The sequence below is a fragment of the Methylomonas koyamae genome (genome assembly GCF_006483455.1).
GTDB lineage: Bacteria > Pseudomonadota > Gammaproteobacteria > Methylococcales > Methylomonadaceae > Methylomonas > Methylomonas koyamae_B.
Genome location: NZ_PPPU01000028.1, coordinates 130,501 through 151,679 on the forward strand (window position 1 = coordinate 130,501; position 21,179 = coordinate 151,679).

Below are 21,179 nucleotides of genomic sequence, written 5' to 3' on the forward strand. Positions count from 1 at the left end.
ACAGGATTGAGGTTTTTTACCCAGCTAGATATAGCAGGGCTTGCTGATTTAGCCATTCGTGGTTAGGTTTAATTCCGCGGGCCGGCTATATTTTTCGAGCGGTCGGATGGGCAAGGCTAGGGCCGGTGTCGGGTAAATTTCCCGGCGAGGGAAGCGGCCGCAGGTCCGGGAACTACTTCTCCAGGGTGTGTCTCGCCGACGCCGAGCCGATGTACAACCGGTTCCGGCTAAGGCACTGATAAATAAAAGCGAGTAAAAAAAGGCCGTTCGGGTAAAATGCTGCCTCCAATTTAGGCCCGCGCCTGTTGTGCGCCGGCCCTATCCAACCTCCATTTCCGTTGAAACGTTTCTAATGAGCATGCACCTAATTGCCGGAATATTTTTTGTAATCGCCTGCTGGATGGCCGGGCCATTGCAGGCCGCCGATTCCGCCAATTCCAGTTTCATTGTGTTGAATTACCACGATATTCTGGAGGAAGAAGAAAGAGTCCCGCCGTTCGACCGGATGGCGGTGAATAAGGATCACTTGAACGACCACTTCGCCTGGTTGAAAAATAACGGCTATCGGGTGATCGGCATCCAGGATTTGCTGGATAGCATGCAAGGCAAAAAACCGTTGCCGAACAAGGCCGTGTTATTGACCTTCGACGACGGCTACCAAAGCTTCTACAGCCGGGCGATGCCGCTGCTGAAAAAATACAAATACCCGGCCACACTGGCGGTGGTCGGCAGTTGGCTGGAACAGCACAATCATGCCGGCACCAACAAACCGTTGATGACGCCGGCCCAAATTCGCGAAGTGGCGAACAGTGGTCTGGTCGAAATTGCCTCCCACAGCTTCAACGCCCATCATGGTATCGTTGCCAATCCGCAGGGCAATGAACAAAGTACGATCACGACCCGGCTCTACAGCAGCGAATACGAGGAATACGAAAAAGACGAGGATTACCGGAAGCGGATTTTTCAGGAGCTGGAGAAAAGTTCGGAACAATTGCTGCAGACTTTGGGCCAGCGGCCGCGGGTCATGGTCTGGCCTTACGGCGAATATAACGCGATCGCGTTGGAAGCGGCGAAAAACGCCGGCATGCCGCTGACCATGGGCCTGAACGACGGCGCAAATACGTTGGCGGACGCGGCGGTGATGAAGCGGATGATCATGACCGACGACCCGAACGCGGAGCGTTTTGCCACCATCGTCACCAAGTTGCGTACCGGCCGGGAATTGCGAGTGGCGCACGTTGATATGGATTACATTTACGATGAGGACGAGGAGCAGACCGAGAAAAATCTGGCCGCCGTCGTCGAGCGGATCAAAGCCAGCGGCGCCAATACCGTCTATCTGCAAGCCTTTTCCGACCCGGATGGCGATGGTAATGCCGATAAATTGTATTTCCCGAATCGGCACTTGCCGATGCGGCGGGATTTGTTCAATTATGTTTCCCTAAGGCTGAGAAAGGGTGCCGATGTCAAAGTCTACGCCTGGATGCCGATGATGGCGTATAAGGCCGACGTACCATTGAAATGGTATGTCAAGGAATGGCGCGACGGCGAACCGCAGTTGTCGCGCCACATTTATACCCGCCTGTCGCCGTTCAATCCGGAGGCTCGCCAGTTCGTCGGCGAGATTTATGAAGATCTGGCCAAATACTGCGACTTCAACGGCATTCTGTTCCACGACGACGGTATCTTGTCGGATTATGAGGACGTATCGCCGCTGGCGATGGAATTCACCAATAAGGTCTGGGGCTTGCCGGCCGAGTTCGATACCATTCATTCGTCCAGCGAGTTGCGCCTGCGCTGGGCTCAGCACAAGAATGAGTTGATGGGTCAATTCACCGATTATCTGACCAATAAGGTGCGTTTTTATCGGCCATACATCAAAACCGCGCGCAACTTTTACTCGTTGCCGTTGTTGAAGCCCTATAGCGAAGAATGGTACGCCCAATCGCTGGCCACTTTTATGAAGCATTACGATTACGTGGCGATCGAGGCGATGCCGTTTATGGAGGACGCCGAGAATCCTAAGCAGTGGCTGGCGGAATTAGTCGAGAAGACCAATCAATACCCCGGCGCGTTGGATAAAATGGTGTTCGAGTTGCAGGCGGTAAACTGGAAAACGCAACAGGACATCCCGATGTCGGTATTCACCGAACAGTTTCAGCTGTTGAAAAAATTGGGCGCCAAGCATATCGGTTATTACCCGGATAACGTCTTTCACGACCAGCCCAAACTGGCAGAGTTGAAAAAATATTTTCCTGTAGAGATCAAGGATTGAGTCGGCCGTGGACCAACTTTTAGCGCAATCTTGGGTACAACATCTGATCGATCTGTGGCTGATCGGGCGCGAACGGCTGGAAGAGGTGCCCTGGTGGCAATTCAACGAATGGCTTTCGCGCTTCGTGTTTTATTACCCGTTGTTGATGGCTTACGTCTGGATGCTGGGAGGCATCGTCTATTACATTCGCTGGGAACGTAACCGCGGCAACGTGTTGTCGGACTTGCCGGTGTTGGCGGAATATCCGCCGGTGTCGATTCTGATCCCGTGTTACAACGAGGGCGATAACGTTCGCGAAACCATCGAATATCTATTGCACCAACAATATCCCAATTACGAAATCATCGCCGTCAACGACGGCAGCAAGGACAATACCCTGGAAATCCTGCACGAACTGGCCGACCGGCATGCGCAAATTCGTGTCGTCAATCTGGCCAGCAACCAGGGTAAGGCGGTCGGTCTGCGCACTGCGGCGCTACTGGCCAACAGCGAAATTCTGATCGGTATCGACGGCGACGCCTTGTTGGCGCCGAACGCGACGGCGTGGATCGTCAAACATTTTCTGGAAGATCCGCACGTCGGCGCCGTGACGGGCAATCCGCGTATCCGCAACCGGTCGACCTTGTTGGGTAAGATTCAGGTCGGCGAGTTTTCGGCCATCGTCGGTATGATCAAACGTGCCCAACGGTCTTATGGACATGTGTTCACGATATCAGGAGTCATCGCCGGGTTCCGTAAGACTGCCTTGCACGATGTCGGCTACTGGAGTCCGGACATGGTGACCGAGGATATCGATATCAGTTGGAAAATGCAGTTGGCCGGCTGGGCGATCCGCTTCGAGCCCAACGCGCTGTGCTGGGTGTTGATGCCGGAAACTCTGAAAGGTTTGTGGAAACAGCGCAGTCGCTGGGCGCAAGGCGGTGTCGAGGTGTTGCTGCGCTATTTCCGGCCGTTGCTGCGTTGGCGTTCGCGCGGCATGTGGCCTTTGTATTTGGAATGTTGCATCAGTTTGAGTTGGGCATTTTTGGTAGTTGCGATGCTGGCCTTGGTGCCGTTGGACTGGTTCAGCAGCGAACCTCAGGAAGCCTTGGAAGACTTATCCCCGCACTGGACCAGCATGCTGCTGTGCGTGACCTGTCTGATCCAGTTTGCAGTCAGTTTGACGATAGACTCGGTCTACGAAAAGAAAAGCGGCGGCTCGGCTCAGCATTACTATTGGATGATCTGGTACCCGATCGTGTACTGGTTGATCAACGTCGGCACCACAATCAACGGCTGCATCAAGGCGTTACGGAAAAAGCGCGGCCAGCGCGCGGTTTGGGTGACTTTGGATCGAGGGTTGCGGCAAAAATGAAAGAGATCATCATCAACCAGCCGCATTTGCAAAGTTTTCAGCAAAAATGCGCGTCGGTCTTCATGGCTTTCATGAGTTGGGCGTTGTGGCTGTATTTTTTGTGGCCACTGTTCACTTTGGCGGCTTGGCTGATGGGCTTGAAAAGCTTGTCGGACGAGATCCGCTGGTTCGGCGGATACAAAACCTTGCTGGAACTGCTCGAGCTCTACGGCGAGATCGTGCTGGCGATAGCGCTGTTCTGGCTGTGTTGGACTGTGTTGCTGTCCTGGCGGCATTCGGTGGTGGCGCCGAAACGCACCGCACCCGTTACCGATCAGCAATTGGCGGTTGCGTTTAAAGTCGATTTGGCCGGACTGGGTAAAGCTCGGACGGGTAACAAATTGACGGTACATTTCGACGAACATGCCGGAATAACCGCGATTCACCACGACTGACGCGGTTACCATTTCGTCACTGCGTTTTTCTAGCGGTTGGTGTTAAACTGCATGGAGCGTATTTATGGACTTGGGATTATGCAACTGGCAATTACCGTATTGGGAGAAAAGTCGAACGGTTTTCTTGGGGAAATATTGTCGGCGCTGAGTGCTTGCCAATGCAGCGTGCTGGAGCTGCGCACCTCCAATCTGACCGAGCTTACCGCCGCCTATCTGTTGATCGACGGCAATTGGAACCATATCGCCAAGCTGGAAGGCATGCTGGATGCGATCAAAACCCGTCTGGAAATCCAGATGAACTTCCTGCGGCCGAGCCAGGAGCCGCAAGCGATCGAAGGCGTACCGTACACGCTGGAAACCATCTCCGTCGACAAAAGCGACATCCTGTTTGCCGTGACCTCCTTCCTGTTGGATCGCGGTATCTGTATCGAGGAAATCTCGGCTAGCCGGCACAACGCGGCTTTTTTCAATACCGCGGTATTTTCGACCAAATTCATCCTGTTGGTACCGCCGTCGGTGCGGATTCTATCCTTGCGCGAAGAATTTCTGGATTTTTGCGACAGCTTGAACATCGATGCCATTCTCGAACCCGTTAAAAGGTGATTTCATGACCGCCATAGCTATCGGCACTGCCGTCCCCGATTTCGAAGTAGCCGCCACCGGCGACAAATCCGTCAAACTCAGCGATTATCGCGGTAAAAAAATCGTGCTGTATTTTTACCCGAAAGACAACACGCCGGGCTGCACCCAGGAGGGCCAGGCCTTTCGGGACAATATCGGCCAATTCGAAGCGCTGAATACGGTGGTGTTGGGCGTATCGCGCGATAGCGTCAAGGTCCACGAAGGCTTTAAATGCAAACAAGCGTTTCCGTTCGATTTGTTGTCCGACCAGGACGAAAGCCTGTGCGGTTTGTTCGACGTGATTAAAATCAAGAATATGTACGGCAAGCAAGTGCAAGGTATTGAGCGCAGCACGTTTCTGATCGACGAGAACGGCGTGCTGGTCAAAGAATGGCGTAAGGTGCAGGTCAAAGTCCACGTAGCCGAGGTGCTGGATTTTCTCCAATCGCTTTGACCTCAATGGTGGCTCTTTGCAAGCCGTGCGTTGCCATTTTTTCTGCTACCGGTGTCAGTCTAGGTCGTCTTTTTTGTCTAACGCACGCGCTATCGGTTTTTTGTTTTTCGAAGCCATGGCCTTAAACCCTTCAATCCGCTCAGGATTGTGAACTCCGGCTTATTTGGGCGATAATGCCCAAGCTAATTAATCATTTGGACCACGTTTATGAACGAAATGCTGTCTTCGGGTATTGAGTTGATGCTAATCGGCATGGGGATGGTTTATGCCTTTTTGGCGATGCTGGTGGTTGCGATCAATACCATGAGTAATCTGGTCCGGCGCTATTTTCCGGAGGTTCCGTCCAAATTTCCCGAACAGCCGGTTGTCGCCGGTAACGATAAAGCGGTGGTTGCCGCGATCACCGCCGCAGTTCTGCAGTACCGCGAAAAGCATAAAAACGGATAGTTACCCACAAGGTAAGATCTGTTACGACCCAAAAAAGTCATTAGGAGAGTAAAGAGTGGAAAAGGTAAACAAGCCCCTGGGAATTACTGAGGTGGTATTACGCGACGCCCATCAGTCAATTCTGGCGACCAGGCTGCGTATCGAAGACATGCTACCGATTTGCGAGCAGCTCGATCAGATCGGTTATTGGTCGATCGAATCCTGGGGTGGCGCGACCTTCGACGCTTGCATTCGCTACTTGGGCGAGGATCCTTGGGAACGGTTGCGTTTACTGAAGCAAGCCATGCCCAATACGCCGCAGCAAATGCTGTTTCGCGGCCAAAATATCCTGGGGTACCGCCATTACGCCGACGATGTGGTCGATAAATTCGTCGAGCGTTGCGTGGTCAACGGTATTGACGTATTCCGGATTTTCGATGCGATGAACGATATGCGCAACATCGAGAGAGCCATCAAGGCGGTGCTGAATACCGATGCCCATGCCCAAGGTACGATTTCCTACACCACCAGCCCGGTGCATACCATCAAAAAGTGGGTAGAGCAGGGCAAGCTGATCGAGGATATGGGGGCGCATTCGATCTGCATTAAAGACATGGCCGGTTTGCTGACCCCATACGACGCCTACGACCTGATCGGCAAATTGAAGAAGGCTGTGGCGATCCCGGTACATCTGCATTGCCACGCCACCACCGGATTGAGCGTTGCGACCTGTATCAAGGCTGTGGAAGCCGGCGTCGATAATGTCGACACCGCAATCTCTTCGCTGAGTATGACTTACGGCCATACGCCGACCGAAACCATCGTCGCGGCATTGGCCGGACAGAAACGCGACACCGGTCTGGATTTGGCCAGGCTGGAAAAAGTCGCGGCTTATTTCCGCGAAGTGCGGAAAAAATATGCGCAGTTCGAAGGCAGCCTGAAAGGGGTCGATAGCCGTATTTTGGTATCGCAAGTACCGGGCGGCATGCTGACCAATATGGAAAGCCAGTTGAAGGAGCAGGGCGCGGCCGACCGTTTCGATGCGGTACTGCAGGAAATCCCGTTGGTACGCAAAGATTTGGGTTACATCCCGCTGGTGACGCCGACTTCGCAAATCGTCGGCACCCAGGCCGTATTGAATGTTCTGGCCGGCGAGCGTTACAAAACCATCAGCAAAGAGACGGCCGGCGTGTTACGCGGCGAGTATGGCGCGACTCCGGCACCAGTGGATAAAGAGTTGCAGGCACGAGTGTTGAACGGTGCCGAACCGATCGATTGCCGGCCGGCGGATTTGTTGGAGCCGGAAATGGCTAAGCTGGTAGCGGAAGTCAAGGCGAAAGCACAGGCCGAAGGCGTCAAGTTGGCCGACAATGTCGAAGAAGATGCCCTGATCGATGGCCTGTTCGCGCAAGTGGGCTGGAAATTCATCCAGAATCGGGGCAATCCGACCGCATTCGAGCCGGCACCTGGAGCGGAGCCGGCCTCTGTTACCGTGCCGGCTGCCGCAAAATCGGCGGGCGAAGCCGAAACTTACACTGTGAATGTGGATGGCAAAAATTACCATGTCGCAATCGCACCGGGCAACGGCGAAATTGTGGTGAAGCCGTCCTCGGCATTGGAAAACGGTCCGATGTTGGCCTCGACCGCGCCGATCGTCAGCGGCAGCGGCGTCGTCGAGTCGCCCTTGGCTGGTGTGGTATTGAAAGTGAATGTCAACGTCGGCTCCCATCTGTCCGAAGGCGACGTCGTGTTAATCATGGAAGCCATGAAAATGGAAACCGAAATTCGCGCCAAAGTCGCCGGTATCGTTAGCGCCGTCAACGTGCGCCAAGGTGACTCGGTAGCGGTGGGCGACGTCCTGGTCACGTTATAAACGCCTAAGATTTAACTTGCTCCGGCCGTCCGCAGTGCGGGCGGCTAAAGCCCAATTTAAACTCGACGGCATGTCGCAATGGTGTCGTCAGCCAACCAAATCGAATAAATCAAGCCATGGAAAATCTCCGACTCTTGTGGGAAAGCACCGGTATTTACAACATTACCCAACCGCAGATCATCATGATGGCGGTGGGATTCCTGTTGTTATACCTGGCGATTAAAAAAGGCTTCGAACCGCTATTGTTGTTACCGATCGGTTTCGGCGCGGTACTGAGCAATATTCCGGTGGCGGGCATGGTCGACGAGGGCGGTATTCTTTATTACATGTATGGAGGTATCAAGGCCGGTGTATTTCCGCTGTTGATATTCATGGGCGTCGGGGCGATGACCGATTTCGGGCCGATGCTGGCGAATCCGAAAACGCTGTTTCTGGGTGCGGCGGCCCAGTTCGGTATTTTTGCCACGTTGTTCGGCGCGCTGGCTTTGAATGCGGTGCCGGGTATGGCGTTCAGTTTGAAGGAAGCGGCAGCGATTGCGATCATCGGCGGTGCCGACGGCCCGACTGCAATCTATGTTGCCTCCAAACTGGCACCCGAATTATTGGGTGCGATTGCGGTTGCCGCATACTCCTATATGGCGTTGGTACCGTTGATCCAGCCGCCGATCATGCGGGCATTGACTAGCGAGGAGGAACGCCGCATTGAGATGCAACAACTCCGCACTGTCGGAAAGGCCGAGAAAGTCGTGTTTCCGTTGATGCTGCTGATTTTAACGGCGCTGTTGCTGCCGTCTGCAGCGCCGTTGGTCGGCATGTTTTGCTTGGGTAACCTGATGAACGCGACCGGCGTGGTCGATCGACTCAGCAAAACCGCGCAGAATGAATTGATCAACATTGTTACGATTTTCCTGGGCTTGTCGGTCGGTTCCAAGCTTAGCGCCGAGGCGTTTTTGAAAGTACAAACCTTGGGCATCCTGGGCTTGGGCGCCGTCGCCTTTGCGATCGGTACCGCCAGCGGCGTCATCATGGCTAAAATCATGAATCGTTTCAGCAGCACGCCGATCAATCCCTTAATCGGCGCGGCAGGCGTTTCCGCGGTGCCGATGGCAGCCCGCGTCGCCAACAAAATCGGTCTGGAAAGCAATCCGCACAACTTCCTGCTGATGCATGCTATGGGGCCCAACGTAGCCGGCGTGATCGGTTCCGCAGTGGCGGCCGGGGTTTTGTTGAGTTTGGTGCGTTAGCTCTGTCAGGCGGGATCGAATTCAGGGAATCTCCAAAATTCATTCGTTTTTTTAACGAGAGCTGGGCGGGGAAGTAGGCTGCCGATTTAATTCACAATCATTCCTTTGCCTGTATGTGCTTCCGGTATTTTGTGCCGGGGTTTGGGGGATGAAGCTTTTAATGGTTTTAGAGATTCCCTAGAATGAGCGACCAGCTTAAGGACGCTAAGCGTACCAAAGTACTCTGGCTCACTTCGAGCTACCCCCGCAACGAAGACGATAGCGCTTCGATATTCCTGCGCTACTTGGCGGAAGCGCTGGCAAACCGAGAACTGGATTTATTGGTTCTCGCTCCCGATCATCCCGAAGTACGCCCGTTTCCCCAACCATCCGGGTTGGTTTGTCGCCATTTCCGTTATTTTTTTCCGCGCCGTCTACAATTGTTAGCGTATGGCTCCGGAATCCTGCCAAACCTGCGCGCAGCACCCTGGCTGTATTTGCAGGTGCCTTTTTTTATATTGTCGATGTTCATTGCCGCAGCATGGACGCTACTTAAGCAGCGTCCAGCATTGATTCACGCGCATTGGATATTTCCGCAAGGTACTGTGGCAGTGTTGTTGGGGAAGTTGTTTCGGATACCGGTGATAGTGACTGCTCATGGTAGTGATGCATTTCTACTAAAAGGAAGAGTTATCGGTTTATTGAAACGCTGGACGGTAAAACAATGCCCTATTTGGACGAGCAACTCACGGGCGACCTCCGGTGCCGTCGAATTCGACGAATTGTCTGAACCGCATATTATTCCAATGGGCGTTGACTATCAGCGTTTTGTGTTAGGTGATCGTAAGTCAATTACAAAGCAACATAAATTAATTTTGTTGTTTGTTGGGCGCTTGGTTGAAACTAAGGGAGTAGCTAATTTATTAAAAGCTTACGCCCTATTGTCCGAGGATTTGCGAGTTAGAACCGAATTATGGATTATAGGCGATGGAGAGGAGATCGAACGATTAAAATCGTTAGCGATTAACTATAGAATAAACGATAAGGTCGTTTTCTTGGGAAGGTTGCCGAATGACAAATTGCCTGATTATTATGCGGCAGCGGATATTTTTGTTTCCCCGTCTATGATTGAAGGACAAGGGGTGACATTTTTGGAGGCGCTAGCCAGTGGCGTACCAATTATCTGCTCTAATGTTGGAGGTATTGGGGAAATTATAAAACATGGAGAAACAGGTTTACTTGTAAGCCCCAATGATGTTCACGAGCTTTCGGAAGCGATTAATAGATTGATAACCGATAGAGATTTGAGAATTAATTTGAGCAAAACCGGTAAAAAAACTGCTGAAGCCTATGATTGGCAATCTATTGCGGAACAATTCATCTCGTTGTATAGCAGTATCTTGGACTCCCCCTAATTTAGGTCGTAGTGGTTTAGTGGATGAAAATATATTTTTTATGCAAACGCTACTATACAAATAAAGACCTCATCAATGATCGTTTCGGTCGGCTCTATCACTTACCTAAACAGTTGTCTGAGCACGGCCATAGTGTTGTAGTCAACGCCTTCGATTATCGGAATCGGACTGATTTATTTGTCGCAGATAACGGGGTTTCATTTCAAACCATTCCTCTAAGGCCCGCTAACTTAATTTGCGAAATTTTGCGGATTTATTCGCTTGTTAGGAATATAAATCCGGACGTGATTATCGCCAGTGGTGATATCTATATCGGATTGATTGGGCTTCTGCTGGCCCGTAGATTGAGGATAAAGTTTGTATACGATGTGTACGACTATTATCCGGCTTTTCGAATCAACAGATTGCCAGGATTGAAAGCGGTATTTAATTATGTTGTAAGAAAATCCAGTCTGGTTACTTGCGCTAGCCAATCGTTACAGCGCTGGGTCAAAAGTGGGGTTAATCAACGTACATTATTGATTGAGAATGGTGTTGATCGAAATGTATTTTCAGTTGGCGATCGCGTTGAAGCTAGGCTTAAACTAAATTTCCCCTTAAACAAAGAGGTGATCGGCTATTTTGGCTCGATAAATTCGGCGAGAGGTCCACTTTTGATTGAAGCTTGCAGACTCTTAAGAAAAACTAAACCCAACTTACATCTTATATTTGCTGGACGCGTAGATGGAGTCGATTTCAGCGAGAACTGGATTAAATACTACGGAGAATTACCTCAATCATCCGTACCAAATTTAATTCATGCTTGCGATGTTGTTGTCGTGCCATACGCAAGTGATCAGTTCAATTCTATGTCAGGTGCTTGCAAAATCGCCGAATACCTTGCATGCGGTAAACCGGTAGTTGCTACAAGGGTCTCTGATCATGCAGAAGTATTCAAAGACGCGCCAACATCCCTATGCGAGCCTATTGCAGACGACATGGCTCGCGCAATTTCATCGCAACTAGAACACCCGGAAATTGTGGCGTATCCCGTGGTTTTGGATTGGCAGTCGATCGGACAGAAACTTAATCAAGAATTGGCTAAGCTTGCGCCATGAACCGGCTTTTCATTGTCATCACAGACTTCAACGGATTTGCCCAGACACGTCGTTGCCTGGATGCCTTATATAAAAGCACATACAAAGACTTCACCGTGTTGGTGGTGGACCACGGCACAACAGAAGAGACGCGGACTGGATTGCAGAATGATTATCCTTGCGTGATTCGTTTACCGGGACCCTCAAGTCTTTGGTGGGCGGGAGCGAATAATTTAGGTATACGGTTCGCCATGGATAAGGGTGCAGATTTAATTATGCTGCTGAATAACGATTGTTATGTGACGCCTGAAACGATTCAACAATTAGTTGATAATTTGAGAAACAAATCCGGTGCAATTATTGCTCCGATACAGCGAGACTGGCCTACTGGTGGTATTATCAGTATTAATCCTAGGCATAATTTCCTATTAGGATTTCCTACAATTGGAGGGCTAAAAAGTCCGGTTGGAGCGGGGCTAGGTGAAGTTATATCGGTAGACCTGATTATAGGTGGCCGCGGTGTCATCATTCCTAAGCATATATTTTCGAAAATTGGTTTGTTCAACGAAACTCAATTGCCACATTATGGGGCCGATCATGATTTTTATATTCGAGTGAAGAAAAAATTTGCTTTATATGTGTCGTTAAATGCCTATGTTGATGTGGATCCCGCTCAAACCAGTTTGGCTGCTAATATATGTGAGATTGGCTTTGAAACTTTTATTCGAACTTTGATAGATCGAAGATCTCATAGAAATATATACGATATTTCTGTTTTGTTTAAACTCCATTATCCCCTGCCTCGTTTTTATTTAACTGGGGTTGTGTTTTATTATATTAGATATTTTTGTGTTTATTTTGTTAATAGATATATATTGGTTAGATAAGGATTTTTGTTTGTTTGATTCGGGAGCGGTCTCTCAAGTCTACTTGCTAGGTATAGGCGATGCCAAGCATTTTTAGGGAGCTCAAAAACGATGTTATCCTAAATCGATTTGCCAGGATTATTGGTGTCGATGGTTTTGTGAAGGTGTCAGGTTTTATTTTATTACCAATTTACCTAAAACTAATGACGCAAGAAGAATACGCCGAATTTAGTTACGTAATGTCCGTGGTAAGTACGTTTGGTTTAATATTTAACTTTGGGCTTTATGTGCCTCAGGTGAAATTATATCAAGATGCGGATGAAAAAGAAAAGGGAAGTGTGCTTTTTACTATTAACATTACCCTATTGGTTATGTTGGTCTTGGTTCTCGGGGCTTTCTATATATTTAATCTGGACAATTCTGTAATAAATCTATTGTTTTCGTCTTCAGAGACTTATTTGAGACATAGGTTTCTAATATTAATCGGCTTGGTTATCTCCGTTTTTTCGTGCATGCTAATTTATTTCTATATCGCGAATGAATTTATTTCAAAGGTGCAGGCTTATAATGTATTAAGACTTTTAGTGGGAGTGTCTGTGGCGTTGTTTGCGCTATATTGTGTGTCGGGCAACAAAGCCGATGTACGAATGAAATCTTATTTGTTTTCAGAAATACTTGTAATACTTTTGTTTTTACGTTGTTATGTTAAGGAAATGAGATTTAAATTTGATATAGATATAGCTATGAAGTCATTGCAGTTAGGGGGGCCGATAATGACGTCAGCTATTCTAGGGATATTTGTTAATTTTAGCGATAAATTTTTTATCGAGAAATATTGCTCGTTAACAGATATGTCGGTTTATTATGTCTCTCTCACGTATGGCGGCATTATTACAGCTGTTTTTGCCGCATTTCAAAATGCCTGGCTGCCATTGTTTTTGAAAGAACGAGACGTAATGACTAATTTTTATGAAACAAAAAAAATGCTAAAAACTTTGTTTATTTCATTTATTTTTCTTTCCGTGGTCTTGTGGGTAATGCAGTATGTTTTTATATTGTGCAGAATAATTGATGAAAAATATTATCGAGTTCTTATGATTTCCCCATTTCAGATGATATCAAGTATGTTTTTAAGTCTTAGTGGTTTGCTAAGTAATTATACGATATATTGGAACATGACGTATATTACTACTGTTTTCGGAATTATCGTGTCTTTTATAGGGGTTCCTTTATACTTTTATGGTGCAAAACTTTATGGTATACAAGGAGTTTCAGTGGCAGGTGTTATTGCTGGTTTTTTATATTTTTCTTTTTATCTGTTATTTGTGTGTTCAAAAATAAATATTTTAGCTCGTCGTTAATTTATGTACTTAAATATATTAAATACGCATTACTGGCTTTTTTGTGTGATTATAAATTAAGTGTGGTTTGGTATTCCCTACGATATGCATTCCCCGTTTTAAGGTTTTATCAAAATGAAAAGCGTGATCCCATTATTGATGAAAAGCCCTGGATGTCTTTTCCAGTTATTGAGCTTCTTGATGAAATATTGAAAAAAGACCAAATGGTTTTTGAGTATGGCTCTGGCGGAAGTACTCTCTTTTTTTCTAGGAGAGTGAAACTCGTAGTTTCTGTAGAGCATAATCGAGAATGGTATGAATTAGTTGAATCAGAGATAAAGGCAAGAAAATTAAGAAATGTAAAATACGAAATTATCCCTCCAACCAGTTACGCGGATTATTCTAGGGATTTGGCTTCGGTGGCAAGTTCATATGTTTCTGATGACAAAGCATCAGAGGGATTACGTTTTAAAGACTATGCAGCGGCGATAGATTGCTATCCAGATAGCTATTTCGATCTTGTGGTGGTTGATGGTAGAGTCAGGCCATCCTGTATTCACCATGCACAAAATAAAGTAAAAAGGGGCGGAATTTTGTTGTTGGATCAATCGGAGCGTAAACATTATTCTAAAATTATTGGAGATTTAATGGAAACTGGTAACTGGAAAAAAAAATCTATTACGGGCCCGCTGGCCTATGGTTTACATTTTACTGAGGCTACTTTTTTTTATAGAAAATAATTATTGTGAAAAAAATCGCAAAAAAGATTCTTTCCCTCGCTTTTAACAGATTTCATCGTCCCGACTCTGATGGTTTTATAGAGGTATATGATGATATTTCGTGTAGAAGTATTTATCTCTATTGGCGAAGTGATAGTTATATAGAGACAGAGATATATAGGCATGGTCTTTATGGCGGCTGGGAAAGGCAATCTTTAGCGTTATGGGCTTATTTGTCAAAGATATCGAGATGCGTATTAGATGTTGGTGCAAATACCGGAATATATAGTCTTATTTCCGAAAGTAATAGTCCTTTTGCTAAAATTATCGCTATAGAGCCAGTTGATGTTAATTTTGAGGTGCTGCATAAGAATATAATTAAGAATAATTTTTCGATAATTACTGAGAAAGTCGCATTGTCAAATTATCAAGGTAGTGCGACGATGTTTGCTTTGAAGAATAAAATAAATTATATGACGCAGATTGATAAGAATAGGTATGAGCTTCATCCTGAAATTGCTAAAAATCATGAAATTGCGAAAATAGAAATCGAAGTAAAATCTTTTGATTATTTAGCTAGCAAATACGACATTGAAGATATAGACTTGATTAAGGTAGATGTTGAGGGTAGTGAGTTTTCGGTGCTGGAAAGTATTTTTCCAGTATTGTCAATTGGTTTGCCTTCAATTATTGTGGAAATAATAAGTGATGAGGGCGCGGACCGGATAAATCGACTATTTGGTGGTCTTGATTATCATTATTTCTCAATTGATGAGATTGGCCGAAGAATAATAAAGGTTGATAGATTGTGGAACAATGATCATCAGAATTTTCTTATTTGCAAAGCTGAGATAGCAGAGTATTTGAAGGGCTTCGATGTTGTCATAGTTTAATTGTTAAATGATTCTGAGTAAGTCGTTGAAAATCTGAGTTATTCAGAGGTTTCTTAAGTTTATGAAAATAATGATCGTTTCTGATTGGTATTCCGAGAATATGGGGTATGCCGAAAATTTTCTGCCGAAAGCGTTTGGCAAGCTAGGCCACGAAGTTCATTTGGTCACTTCCGATTTGCAAGTGTATGCAACGTCGCCTCATTATAATGAATTGTATAGATCTAAACTTGGGGACGCTAGAGTGGGTGTTGGGGTTTTTAAAAAGAATGATTTCACTTTACATAGAAACAAGTCTTTTTTTAGTCGCTTCGGTATAGAAATATCGGGATTGGAGGACAAGGTTAGGGAAGTGAAGCCGGACTTGGTTTATTGTTTTGAAATATTACAAAGGACAACGTTGCTTTTAGCAAAGTTAAAAATTAAATATAGATACCTTCTTTTTTGCGAAAGCCGATTACATAGCTCTATTTTTAAGCCTCCAATTAGCTTGTTTTTTCAAGTTAAATTTTGGATAAATATAAAGCTAATGGGGTTGTCTGTGATTATTGATAATGTAGATAAGTTTTTTCCGATAGCTAATGATGTTTTTTATAATATTACGAAATACTACAAAATACCTCGTGGCATGTGCGAGATCTCGAGTCTGGCGGTCGAAACCGATCTCTTTAACTCTATATTTGATGACTTCAAGGTTAATCAACTAAGGCGTAACCTAGGGTTTTGTGAAGGTGACATCGTTTGTGTTTACACGGGTAGATTTACGGAGGAAAAGGCTCCGTTGATATTGGCCCTCGCGATACAATATTTGCAGGAACGAGGCTATCAACGCTTTAAAGGCTTGTTCGTAGGTCGAGGTTCTCTTGAGTATAGCAGTGAGATTTCGCGTTGCACTGGATGTGTTGTTACTCCGTTTGTTTCTCCTGAGTTTTTGCCCACCGTTTATCATGCATCGGATATTGGAGTTTGGCCTTTGCAGGAATCCAATAGCCAGTTGGATGCAATGGCCTGCGGCTTGCCGATTATTGTTAATGATTCCGCATGGGATCGTGAAAAATTCGCCGGTTGTGGGTTGAAATTTAAAAAAGGCGATGTTAAGGATTTGGCTGAGAAGATACTATCTCTATCTGTAAAGGAATTGAGGATTAGTATGGGGTGTGTTGGGTCTAGTAAAGTAATTAAGCACTATTCCTGGGATGCCTTGGCCAAAAAAAAATTGAATAGTTTTTCGTCTTTGGCGAGCTATTGATTAAATCTAGGAAATCATATTAGTGGTTTTTGGAAAAATATTTTCAATTAACAAATAGCCTGTTAATATAAAGTTCGAATTTGATATTCTGATTATTATTATATTCGTGAAAATTTCTTCATCATTTCGACAATGGTTTCCACCGTTTCTTATCGATACAGTTAACAATATTTTTGGTAATACAATTAAATTTAGTAGTCAAGTTAGTAGTTGGGATTTTGCGGTTCGAGACTGCGTTGGTTATGATGCAGCAAGCATATTAAATAATGTCTTGGATTCCACTCTTAAGGTAAAACAAGGTATAGCCTCATATGAACGGGACTCTGTGCTGTTTTATAAATGCGAATACGATTGGTCAATTTTATCGGGTTTAATGTTCGCATCCGCCAGAAATTCCGGACGGTTAAATGTTTTGGATTTTGGTGGCGCTCTAGGCAGCAGCTATTTTCAGCATAGAGGTTTTCTAAATGAGTTATCTGAAGTTCGTTGGAATATAGTTGAGCAAGTCCATTTTGTGCAGGCTGGCAGGGATTATATTCAGGACAAAATTTTGCGATTTTATTCATCTATACCCGACTGTTTAAGCGAGAACAACCCTAATGTTATTTTTTTGTCAAGCGTATTGCAATACTTATCTGATCCGTTCGATATCTTAAAATCGCTGATGATCTCCAATGCAGACGTATTGATTATAGACAAAACTATAGTTAACGATTCGCGATCGGACAGGTTATATATCCAACATGTACCGGATTCGATCTATAAGGCATCTTATCCTTGCTGGTCTCTGTCGGAATCTAAGTTGATAGATGCTGTATCCAGTCATTATTTATTAAAAGCTGATTTTCCTAGCTTGAGTTTCCCTGTGCTTAAGCTTATTAAATCTGAATTCAAAGGTTACATTTTTCAACGGATAGTGCCGTGAAAGCGATTGCAAAAAGAATACTGGAGCAGCCTTCGTTCGTTGATAATCCTCCGGTTTTAGTTGATTTGGGTGCGTCGGGCCACCTTCCTAAGCAATGGGAGCTTATCGCTACATATTCTATTGGCGTCGGTTTTGATGCTGACACTAGGGAGTTTTCGGTATCGGAAACTGAAAATAAGGAATGGAAAAAATTATTTTTGATAAACCGTCTGGTAGCGGACAGGGAAAGCGAAGAAATCAATTTTTATCTCACTAAATCTCCATATTGTTCAAGTTCATTGCGTCCCAATAATTTGGCTCTTCAACCCTGGTCATTTAGTTCGCTTTTTGAAATAGAGCAAGTTGATAAGCTTTCCTCGGTAGTTTTGGCGGAATCCCTCAGCAAAGTTGGTATTGAACATATCGATTGGTATAAATCCGATACACAGGGAACGGATTTGCGTATTTTCGATTCTTTACCTAAATCTATTAAGGAAAAAATTCTTTTAGCCGAATTTGAGCCCGGAATTATTGATGCTTATTTCGGTGAAGATAAACTGCATCAACTAATGGCTTATATGGAAGCGATGCCGTTCTGGATTTCTGATATGGATATCAAGGGATCGCAGCGCATTGATTCATTAGATTTACGGAATCTCGGTTTTTTGTCGCAGCGCAGCATAGGCTCGTTTTTAAAGTCTGCACCTGGTTGGTGCGAGATTGCTTATATCAATACCATGGAAAGTCAAGATTTAACAAGGCGAGAGTGGTTGCTTGCTTGGTTATTTGCGTCCATCAAACAAGAACATGGTTTCGCATTATATGTGGCAAGGCTAGGTGCCAATAAATTTGATGACGAGTTTTTTAATGAGCTTTATGCTATATCCAGTCGTTATCTTTCACCCGGCTATGTAAAATATGCCGCCGGAATGATCTGTAAAATTTCTAAGCGTATTCGGCGGAGTATTGCAGGTGCTTGATGGCTATTCAAACAAGCAAGTATTAATTACGGGGGGGCTGGGTTTCATCGGCTCCAGTCTGGCGCGGAAACTTGTCGCTCTTGGCGCCAAAGTTACGCTGGTAGATAGCCTTATTCCGCAGTACGGCGGCAATCCTTTCAATATAAACGATATTCTCGATCAAGTTCTGGTGAATGTCTGCGATGTGCGGGACCCGTTCGCCATTGCGTATTTGCTCAGGGACAAGGACTATTTATTCAACTTGGCAGGGCAAACAAGCCATTTGGACTCCATGGCCGATCCGCAGACCGATCTGGATATTAACGCCCAAGCCCAACTGTCATTATTGGAAGCTTGCCGTAAGGTTAATACAGACTTGAAAATTGTATTTGCCAGTACTCGGCAAATCTATGGTAAGCCGGATTATTTGCCTGTCGATGAGAAACATCCGATTCGGCCAGTTGACGTAAACGGTATCAACAAACTGGCGGGGGAATGGTATCACCTGCTCTATAACAATGTGTACGGCATTCGCGCGTGCGCATTGCGCCTGACTAATACCTATGGCCCGGGCATGAGAGTAAAAGATGCACGGCAAACTTTCCTCGGGATTTGGGTGCGGCTGCTAATCGAGGGAAAGCCAATCAAGGTTTTTGGCGATGGGATGCAGTTGCGGGATTTCAATTATGTCGATGACTGTGTGGACGCTCTGTTACTTGCCGGCGTCAGCGACGATTCGAACGGTAAGGTCTATAACCTGGGTAGCAACGAAGTGATTAGCTTGAAAGAACTGGCTGGACTAATGGTTAGTCTGGAATCTGGCGGCGCTTTTGAATTGATTCCTTTCCCACCGGAGCGTAAGGCGATCGATATAGGCGATTATTACAGCGATTTTTCGTTAATTAATCGCGAACTCGGCTGGCAACCCCGGATCGGTTTGGGGGATGGTTTGACTCGAACATTGGCCTACTATCGTGCCTATCATCGTCAATATTGGGACGAAACGTCATGATTTTGATGAACGATTTCAAAGTGGAACCGCCGGAGTTGCATCAGGCTATGCTTGGTGCGGCAAGTCGCGTACTGGAATCGGGTTGGTATGTGCTTGGCCGTGAAGTAGAGGTATTCGAAAGGCAATGGGCGACGGAATGCGGTGTCGCATATGGGATAGGCGTAGGTAACGGCATGGACGCCATAGAGATCGCCCTGCGGTCATTAGGAATAGGGCCTGGTGACGAGGTCATCACCACACCTATGACGGCCTTTGCTACAGTACTGGCCATTGTCAGAGCGGGCGCAACTCCGGTGCTGGCGGATATCGACCGGCAAACCGCGTTGATGTCGATCGACAGTGCGCGACGCTGCATTACACTGCGAACCAAAGCAATCGTTTTGGTGCACCTCTACGGGCAAATTCGGGCTATGGATGCCTGGACAGAACTCTGTGCCGCTCGCGGTATCTTGCTGGTCGAAGATTGCGCTCAGGCCCATTTGGCGTCGCTCAACGGCAACATGGCAGGCAGTTTTGGCGCGGCCGGGGCGTTTAGCTTTTATCCCACGAAAAATCTTGGGGCTGTAGGCGATGCCGGCATGTTGGTGAGCGATGACGAGGCCCTGGCGCGGAAGGCCGGCAAGTTGCGCAATTATGGTCAAAGCGTACGTTATTACCATCCTGAGATGGGCTTAAATAGCCGGCTGGATGAAATGCAAGCCGCCATATTGGGCGAGCGGTTAAAGTGGCTCCCCGAATTTACGACTCGACGGCGGGAGATTGCCGACGCTTATTTATCCGGCATCGATAATCCTCTTGTCAAATGCATGGCTGTGCCGGAATCGCCGCAAGCCCATGTTTACCATCTGTTTGTCGTGAACTGCGTTCAGCGGGATAAATTGCAAGCCCATTTACGGACGCATCAGGTGCAAACCCATATCCACTATCCGATTCCTATCCACCAACAGGAGTCCTGCCTAAATATCGCCCGCGATCCGTTAGGTTTGGCAATCAGCGAGCACCATGCGGCAACATGCCTTTCCATCCCGTGCCATCCGCAGATGGCGGATGCGGAAGTCGATGCCGTCATCGCAGCTTTGAATTCCTTTTCAGGCGAGTAATGGAACACTATGTAACGTTGTTTGACAGTCTGTTTTTACCTCAGGGATTGGCTCTGCATCGTTCCATGCAACGCCATGCCGGCTCGTACACCCTGTGGATTTTGTGCATGGACGATGACGTTTTTGGGATGTTAGGGGTATTAAACCTGCCAAACGTGCGACTTCTACCACTGAGCAAGCTCGAAACCGATGAATTAATTCGAGTCAAAGCCAATCGCTCCAAGGGTGAGTATTGTTGGACATTGACTCCGTTTTCGCCGCGCTTTGTATTTGAGGCGGACCCATCTGCGCGACGGGTGACTTATTTGGACGCGGATTTATGGTTTCGTAAAAATCCAAGTCCGATATTCCGCGAGTTCGAAGCCTCCGGCAAACAGGTATTGATTACCGATCATGCTTACGCACCCGAATACGACCGCTCTGAGACTTCCGGCCAGTATTGCGTGCAATTTGTAGTATTTAACCGAGAGGGTGGAGAGCCAGTCAGAGCGTGGTGGGAGGCCCGCTGCGTCGAGTGGTGCTATGCGCGAACGGAAGAAGGAAAGTTCGGCGATCAGAAGTATCTGGACGACTGGCCGGAGCGATTTGCACAATACGTGCATGTTTTGGCCGACAAAGAACTACTGCTAGCGCCCTGGAATGCCACTCGATTTCCATACGGCCGTGGGATTTGCTGGCACTTTCACGAGCTAAGAATTGTGCGTGGTTGGCTGGCTGGTCGATACGCCGTCGACTGTGGCTCTTATCCTCTGCCTAAGCCGGTCAAGCGTTTTATTTATCAGGAATATTTCAAGGATTTGCGCGTGGCGCTGGACACAATGCGCGGCTACGGTTGGCACATAAGACCGCAGCGAACGCGGAACTTGACCGATGTATTCGTCGAATTATTTGCAGGTTATTGGCGGCAAAGTTGGAGGGTCCGCATACATTGGCATCAAACGTTTACAATAAGTCCATTTGTCGGGAGGCGACGCGAGTGATGACTAGCG

At 46.9% G+C, this 21,179-nt stretch carries 20 protein-coding genes; all 20 read left to right on the top strand.

Annotation, left to right across the window (positions count from 1 at the left end):
- The first annotated feature begins 352 nt into the window (after positions 1 to 352).
- The 20 genes from pgaB to C2U68_RS15515 all read left to right on the top strand — a co-directional run bounded on the left by pgaB (position 353) and on the right by C2U68_RS15515 (position 21,170).
- Positions 353 to 2,275 (top strand): poly-beta-1,6-N-acetyl-D-glucosamine N-deacetylase PgaB, encoded by a 1,923-nt coding sequence (gene pgaB / locus C2U68_RS15420; RefSeq protein ID WP_140913360.1) that lies wholly within the window; start codon positions 353 to 355, stop codon positions 2,273 to 2,275.
- Positions 2,276 to 2,282: 7 nt separating this feature from the next.
- Complete coding sequence (gene pgaC, locus C2U68_RS15425) at positions 2,283 to 3,629, top strand: poly-beta-1,6-N-acetyl-D-glucosamine synthase (protein WP_140913361.1); 1,347 nt, start codon at positions 2,283 to 2,285, stop codon at positions 3,627 to 3,629.
- Positions 3,626 to 4,063 carry a poly-beta-1,6-N-acetyl-D-glucosamine biosynthesis protein PgaD gene (gene pgaD / locus C2U68_RS15430; RefSeq protein ID WP_140913362.1) on the top strand — a complete coding sequence of 146 codons (438 nt, stop codon included), beginning with the start codon at positions 3,626 to 3,628 and terminating at the stop codon, positions 4,061 to 4,063. The genes pgaC and pgaD overlap by 4 nt, the downstream gene beginning before the upstream one ends.
- Before the next feature lie 78 nt (positions 4,064 to 4,141).
- On the top strand, positions 4,142 to 4,666 hold the full coding sequence (locus tag C2U68_RS15435; RefSeq protein ID WP_140913363.1) for a glycine cleavage system protein R: 525 nt from the start codon (positions 4,142 to 4,144) through the stop codon (positions 4,664 to 4,666).
- A gap of 4 nt (positions 4,667 to 4,670) precedes the next feature.
- Positions 4,671 to 5,138 carry a peroxiredoxin gene (locus tag C2U68_RS15440; RefSeq protein WP_140913364.1) on the top strand — a complete coding sequence of 156 codons (468 nt, stop codon included), beginning with the start codon at positions 4,671 to 4,673 and terminating at the stop codon, positions 5,136 to 5,138.
- A gap of 207 nt (positions 5,139 to 5,345) precedes the next feature.
- Positions 5,346 to 5,585 carry an OadG family protein gene (locus C2U68_RS15445; RefSeq protein ID WP_140913365.1) on the top strand — a complete coding sequence of 80 codons (240 nt, stop codon included), beginning with the start codon at positions 5,346 to 5,348 and terminating at the stop codon, positions 5,583 to 5,585.
- A gap of 55 nt (positions 5,586 to 5,640) precedes the next feature.
- Positions 5,641 to 7,437, top strand: a complete 1,797-nt coding sequence (gene oadA, locus C2U68_RS15450) for a sodium-extruding oxaloacetate decarboxylase subunit alpha (protein ID WP_140913366.1) — start codon at positions 5,641 to 5,643, stop codon at positions 7,435 to 7,437.
- Between the two features lie 116 nt (positions 7,438 to 7,553).
- Complete coding sequence (locus C2U68_RS15455) at positions 7,554 to 8,681, top strand: sodium ion-translocating decarboxylase subunit beta (protein ID WP_140913367.1); 1,128 nt, start codon at positions 7,554 to 7,556, stop codon at positions 8,679 to 8,681.
- 182 nt (positions 8,682 to 8,863) lie between these two features.
- On the top strand, positions 8,864 to 10,075 hold the full coding sequence (locus C2U68_RS15460; RefSeq protein WP_140913368.1) for a glycosyltransferase: 1,212 nt from the start codon (positions 8,864 to 8,866) through the stop codon (positions 10,073 to 10,075).
- Between the two features lie 23 nt (positions 10,076 to 10,098).
- On the top strand, positions 10,099 to 11,172 hold the full coding sequence (locus tag C2U68_RS15465) for a glycosyltransferase (protein WP_140913369.1): 1,074 nt from the start codon (positions 10,099 to 10,101) through the stop codon (positions 11,170 to 11,172).
- Positions 11,169 to 12,038 (top strand): glycosyltransferase family 2 protein, encoded by an 870-nt coding sequence (locus C2U68_RS15470; protein ID WP_140913370.1) that lies wholly within the window; start codon positions 11,169 to 11,171, stop codon positions 12,036 to 12,038. Before C2U68_RS15465 ends, C2U68_RS15470 begins: the two co-directional genes overlap by 4 nt.
- Before the next feature lie 59 nt (positions 12,039 to 12,097).
- A complete protein-coding gene (locus C2U68_RS15475; RefSeq protein WP_140913371.1) occupies positions 12,098 to 13,378 on the top strand; it encodes a lipopolysaccharide biosynthesis protein in 1,281 nt (426 codons plus the stop codon).
- Positions 13,345 to 14,097, top strand: a complete 753-nt coding sequence (locus C2U68_RS15480; protein WP_140913372.1) for a hypothetical protein — start codon at positions 13,345 to 13,347, stop codon at positions 14,095 to 14,097. The genes C2U68_RS15475 and C2U68_RS15480 overlap by 34 nt, the downstream gene beginning before the upstream one ends.
- 5 nt (positions 14,098 to 14,102) lie before the next feature.
- The gene (locus tag C2U68_RS15485) at positions 14,103 to 14,969 is read left to right on the top strand and encodes an FkbM family methyltransferase (protein WP_186289632.1); all 867 of its coding nucleotides are present in this window, start codon (positions 14,103 to 14,105) and stop codon (positions 14,967 to 14,969) included.
- Between the two features lie 61 nt (positions 14,970 to 15,030).
- Positions 15,031 to 16,215 (top strand): glycosyltransferase family 4 protein, encoded by a 1,185-nt coding sequence (locus tag C2U68_RS15490; protein WP_140913374.1) that lies wholly within the window; start codon positions 15,031 to 15,033, stop codon positions 16,213 to 16,215.
- Positions 16,216 to 16,321: 106 nt separating this feature from the next.
- Positions 16,322 to 17,140, top strand: a complete 819-nt coding sequence (locus C2U68_RS15495) for a methyltransferase, TIGR04325 family (protein WP_186289633.1) — start codon at positions 16,322 to 16,324, stop codon at positions 17,138 to 17,140.
- Positions 17,137 to 18,099 carry a hypothetical protein gene (locus C2U68_RS15500; protein ID WP_140913376.1) on the top strand — a complete coding sequence of 321 codons (963 nt, stop codon included), beginning with the start codon at positions 17,137 to 17,139 and terminating at the stop codon, positions 18,097 to 18,099. Before C2U68_RS15495 ends, C2U68_RS15500 begins: the two co-directional genes overlap by 4 nt.
- The gene (locus C2U68_RS15505) at positions 18,092 to 19,090 is read left to right on the top strand and encodes an NAD-dependent epimerase/dehydratase family protein (protein ID WP_222101920.1); all 999 of its coding nucleotides are present in this window, start codon (positions 18,092 to 18,094) and stop codon (positions 19,088 to 19,090) included. The genes C2U68_RS15500 and C2U68_RS15505 overlap by 8 nt, the downstream gene beginning before the upstream one ends.
- Positions 19,087 to 20,190 (top strand): DegT/DnrJ/EryC1/StrS family aminotransferase, encoded by a 1,104-nt coding sequence (locus C2U68_RS15510; RefSeq protein WP_140913378.1) that lies wholly within the window; start codon positions 19,087 to 19,089, stop codon positions 20,188 to 20,190. Before C2U68_RS15505 ends, C2U68_RS15510 begins: the two co-directional genes overlap by 4 nt.
- Positions 20,190 to 21,170 (top strand): glycosyl transferase, encoded by a 981-nt coding sequence (locus C2U68_RS15515; protein ID WP_186289634.1) that lies wholly within the window; start codon positions 20,190 to 20,192, stop codon positions 21,168 to 21,170. Before C2U68_RS15510 ends, C2U68_RS15515 begins: the two co-directional genes overlap by 1 nt.
- Positions 21,171 to 21,179: the final 9 nt, after the last annotated feature.

Coding starts and splice junctions, on each gene's coding strand:
- pgaB (WP_140913360.1), top strand. CDS start 353: ATGAGCATGCACCTAATTGCCGGAATATTTTTTGTAATCGCCTGCTGG.
- pgaD (WP_140913362.1), top strand. CDS start 3,626: ATGAAAGAGATCATCATCAACCAGCCGCATTTGCAAAGTTTTCAGCAA.
- C2U68_RS15435 (WP_140913363.1), top strand. CDS start 4,142: ATGCAACTGGCAATTACCGTATTGGGAGAAAAGTCGAACGGTTTTCTT.
- C2U68_RS15440 (WP_140913364.1), top strand. CDS start 4,671: ATGACCGCCATAGCTATCGGCACTGCCGTCCCCGATTTCGAAGTAGCC.
- C2U68_RS15445 (WP_140913365.1), top strand. CDS start 5,346: ATGAACGAAATGCTGTCTTCGGGTATTGAGTTGATGCTAATCGGCATG.
- C2U68_RS15455 (WP_140913367.1), top strand. CDS start 7,554: ATGGAAAATCTCCGACTCTTGTGGGAAAGCACCGGTATTTACAACATT.
- C2U68_RS15460 (WP_140913368.1), top strand. CDS start 8,864: ATGAGCGACCAGCTTAAGGACGCTAAGCGTACCAAAGTACTCTGGCTC.
- C2U68_RS15465 (WP_140913369.1), top strand. CDS start 10,099: ATGAAAATATATTTTTTATGCAAACGCTACTATACAAATAAAGACCTC.
- C2U68_RS15470 (WP_140913370.1), top strand. CDS start 11,169: ATGAACCGGCTTTTCATTGTCATCACAGACTTCAACGGATTTGCCCAG.
- C2U68_RS15475 (WP_140913371.1), top strand. CDS start 12,098: ATGCCAAGCATTTTTAGGGAGCTCAAAAACGATGTTATCCTAAATCGA.
- C2U68_RS15490 (WP_140913374.1), top strand. CDS start 15,031: ATGAAAATAATGATCGTTTCTGATTGGTATTCCGAGAATATGGGGTAT.
- C2U68_RS15510 (WP_140913378.1), top strand. CDS start 19,087: ATGATTTTGATGAACGATTTCAAAGTGGAACCGCCGGAGTTGCATCAG.
- C2U68_RS15515 (WP_186289634.1), top strand. CDS start 20,190: ATGGAACACTATGTAACGTTGTTTGACAGTCTGTTTTTACCTCAGGGA.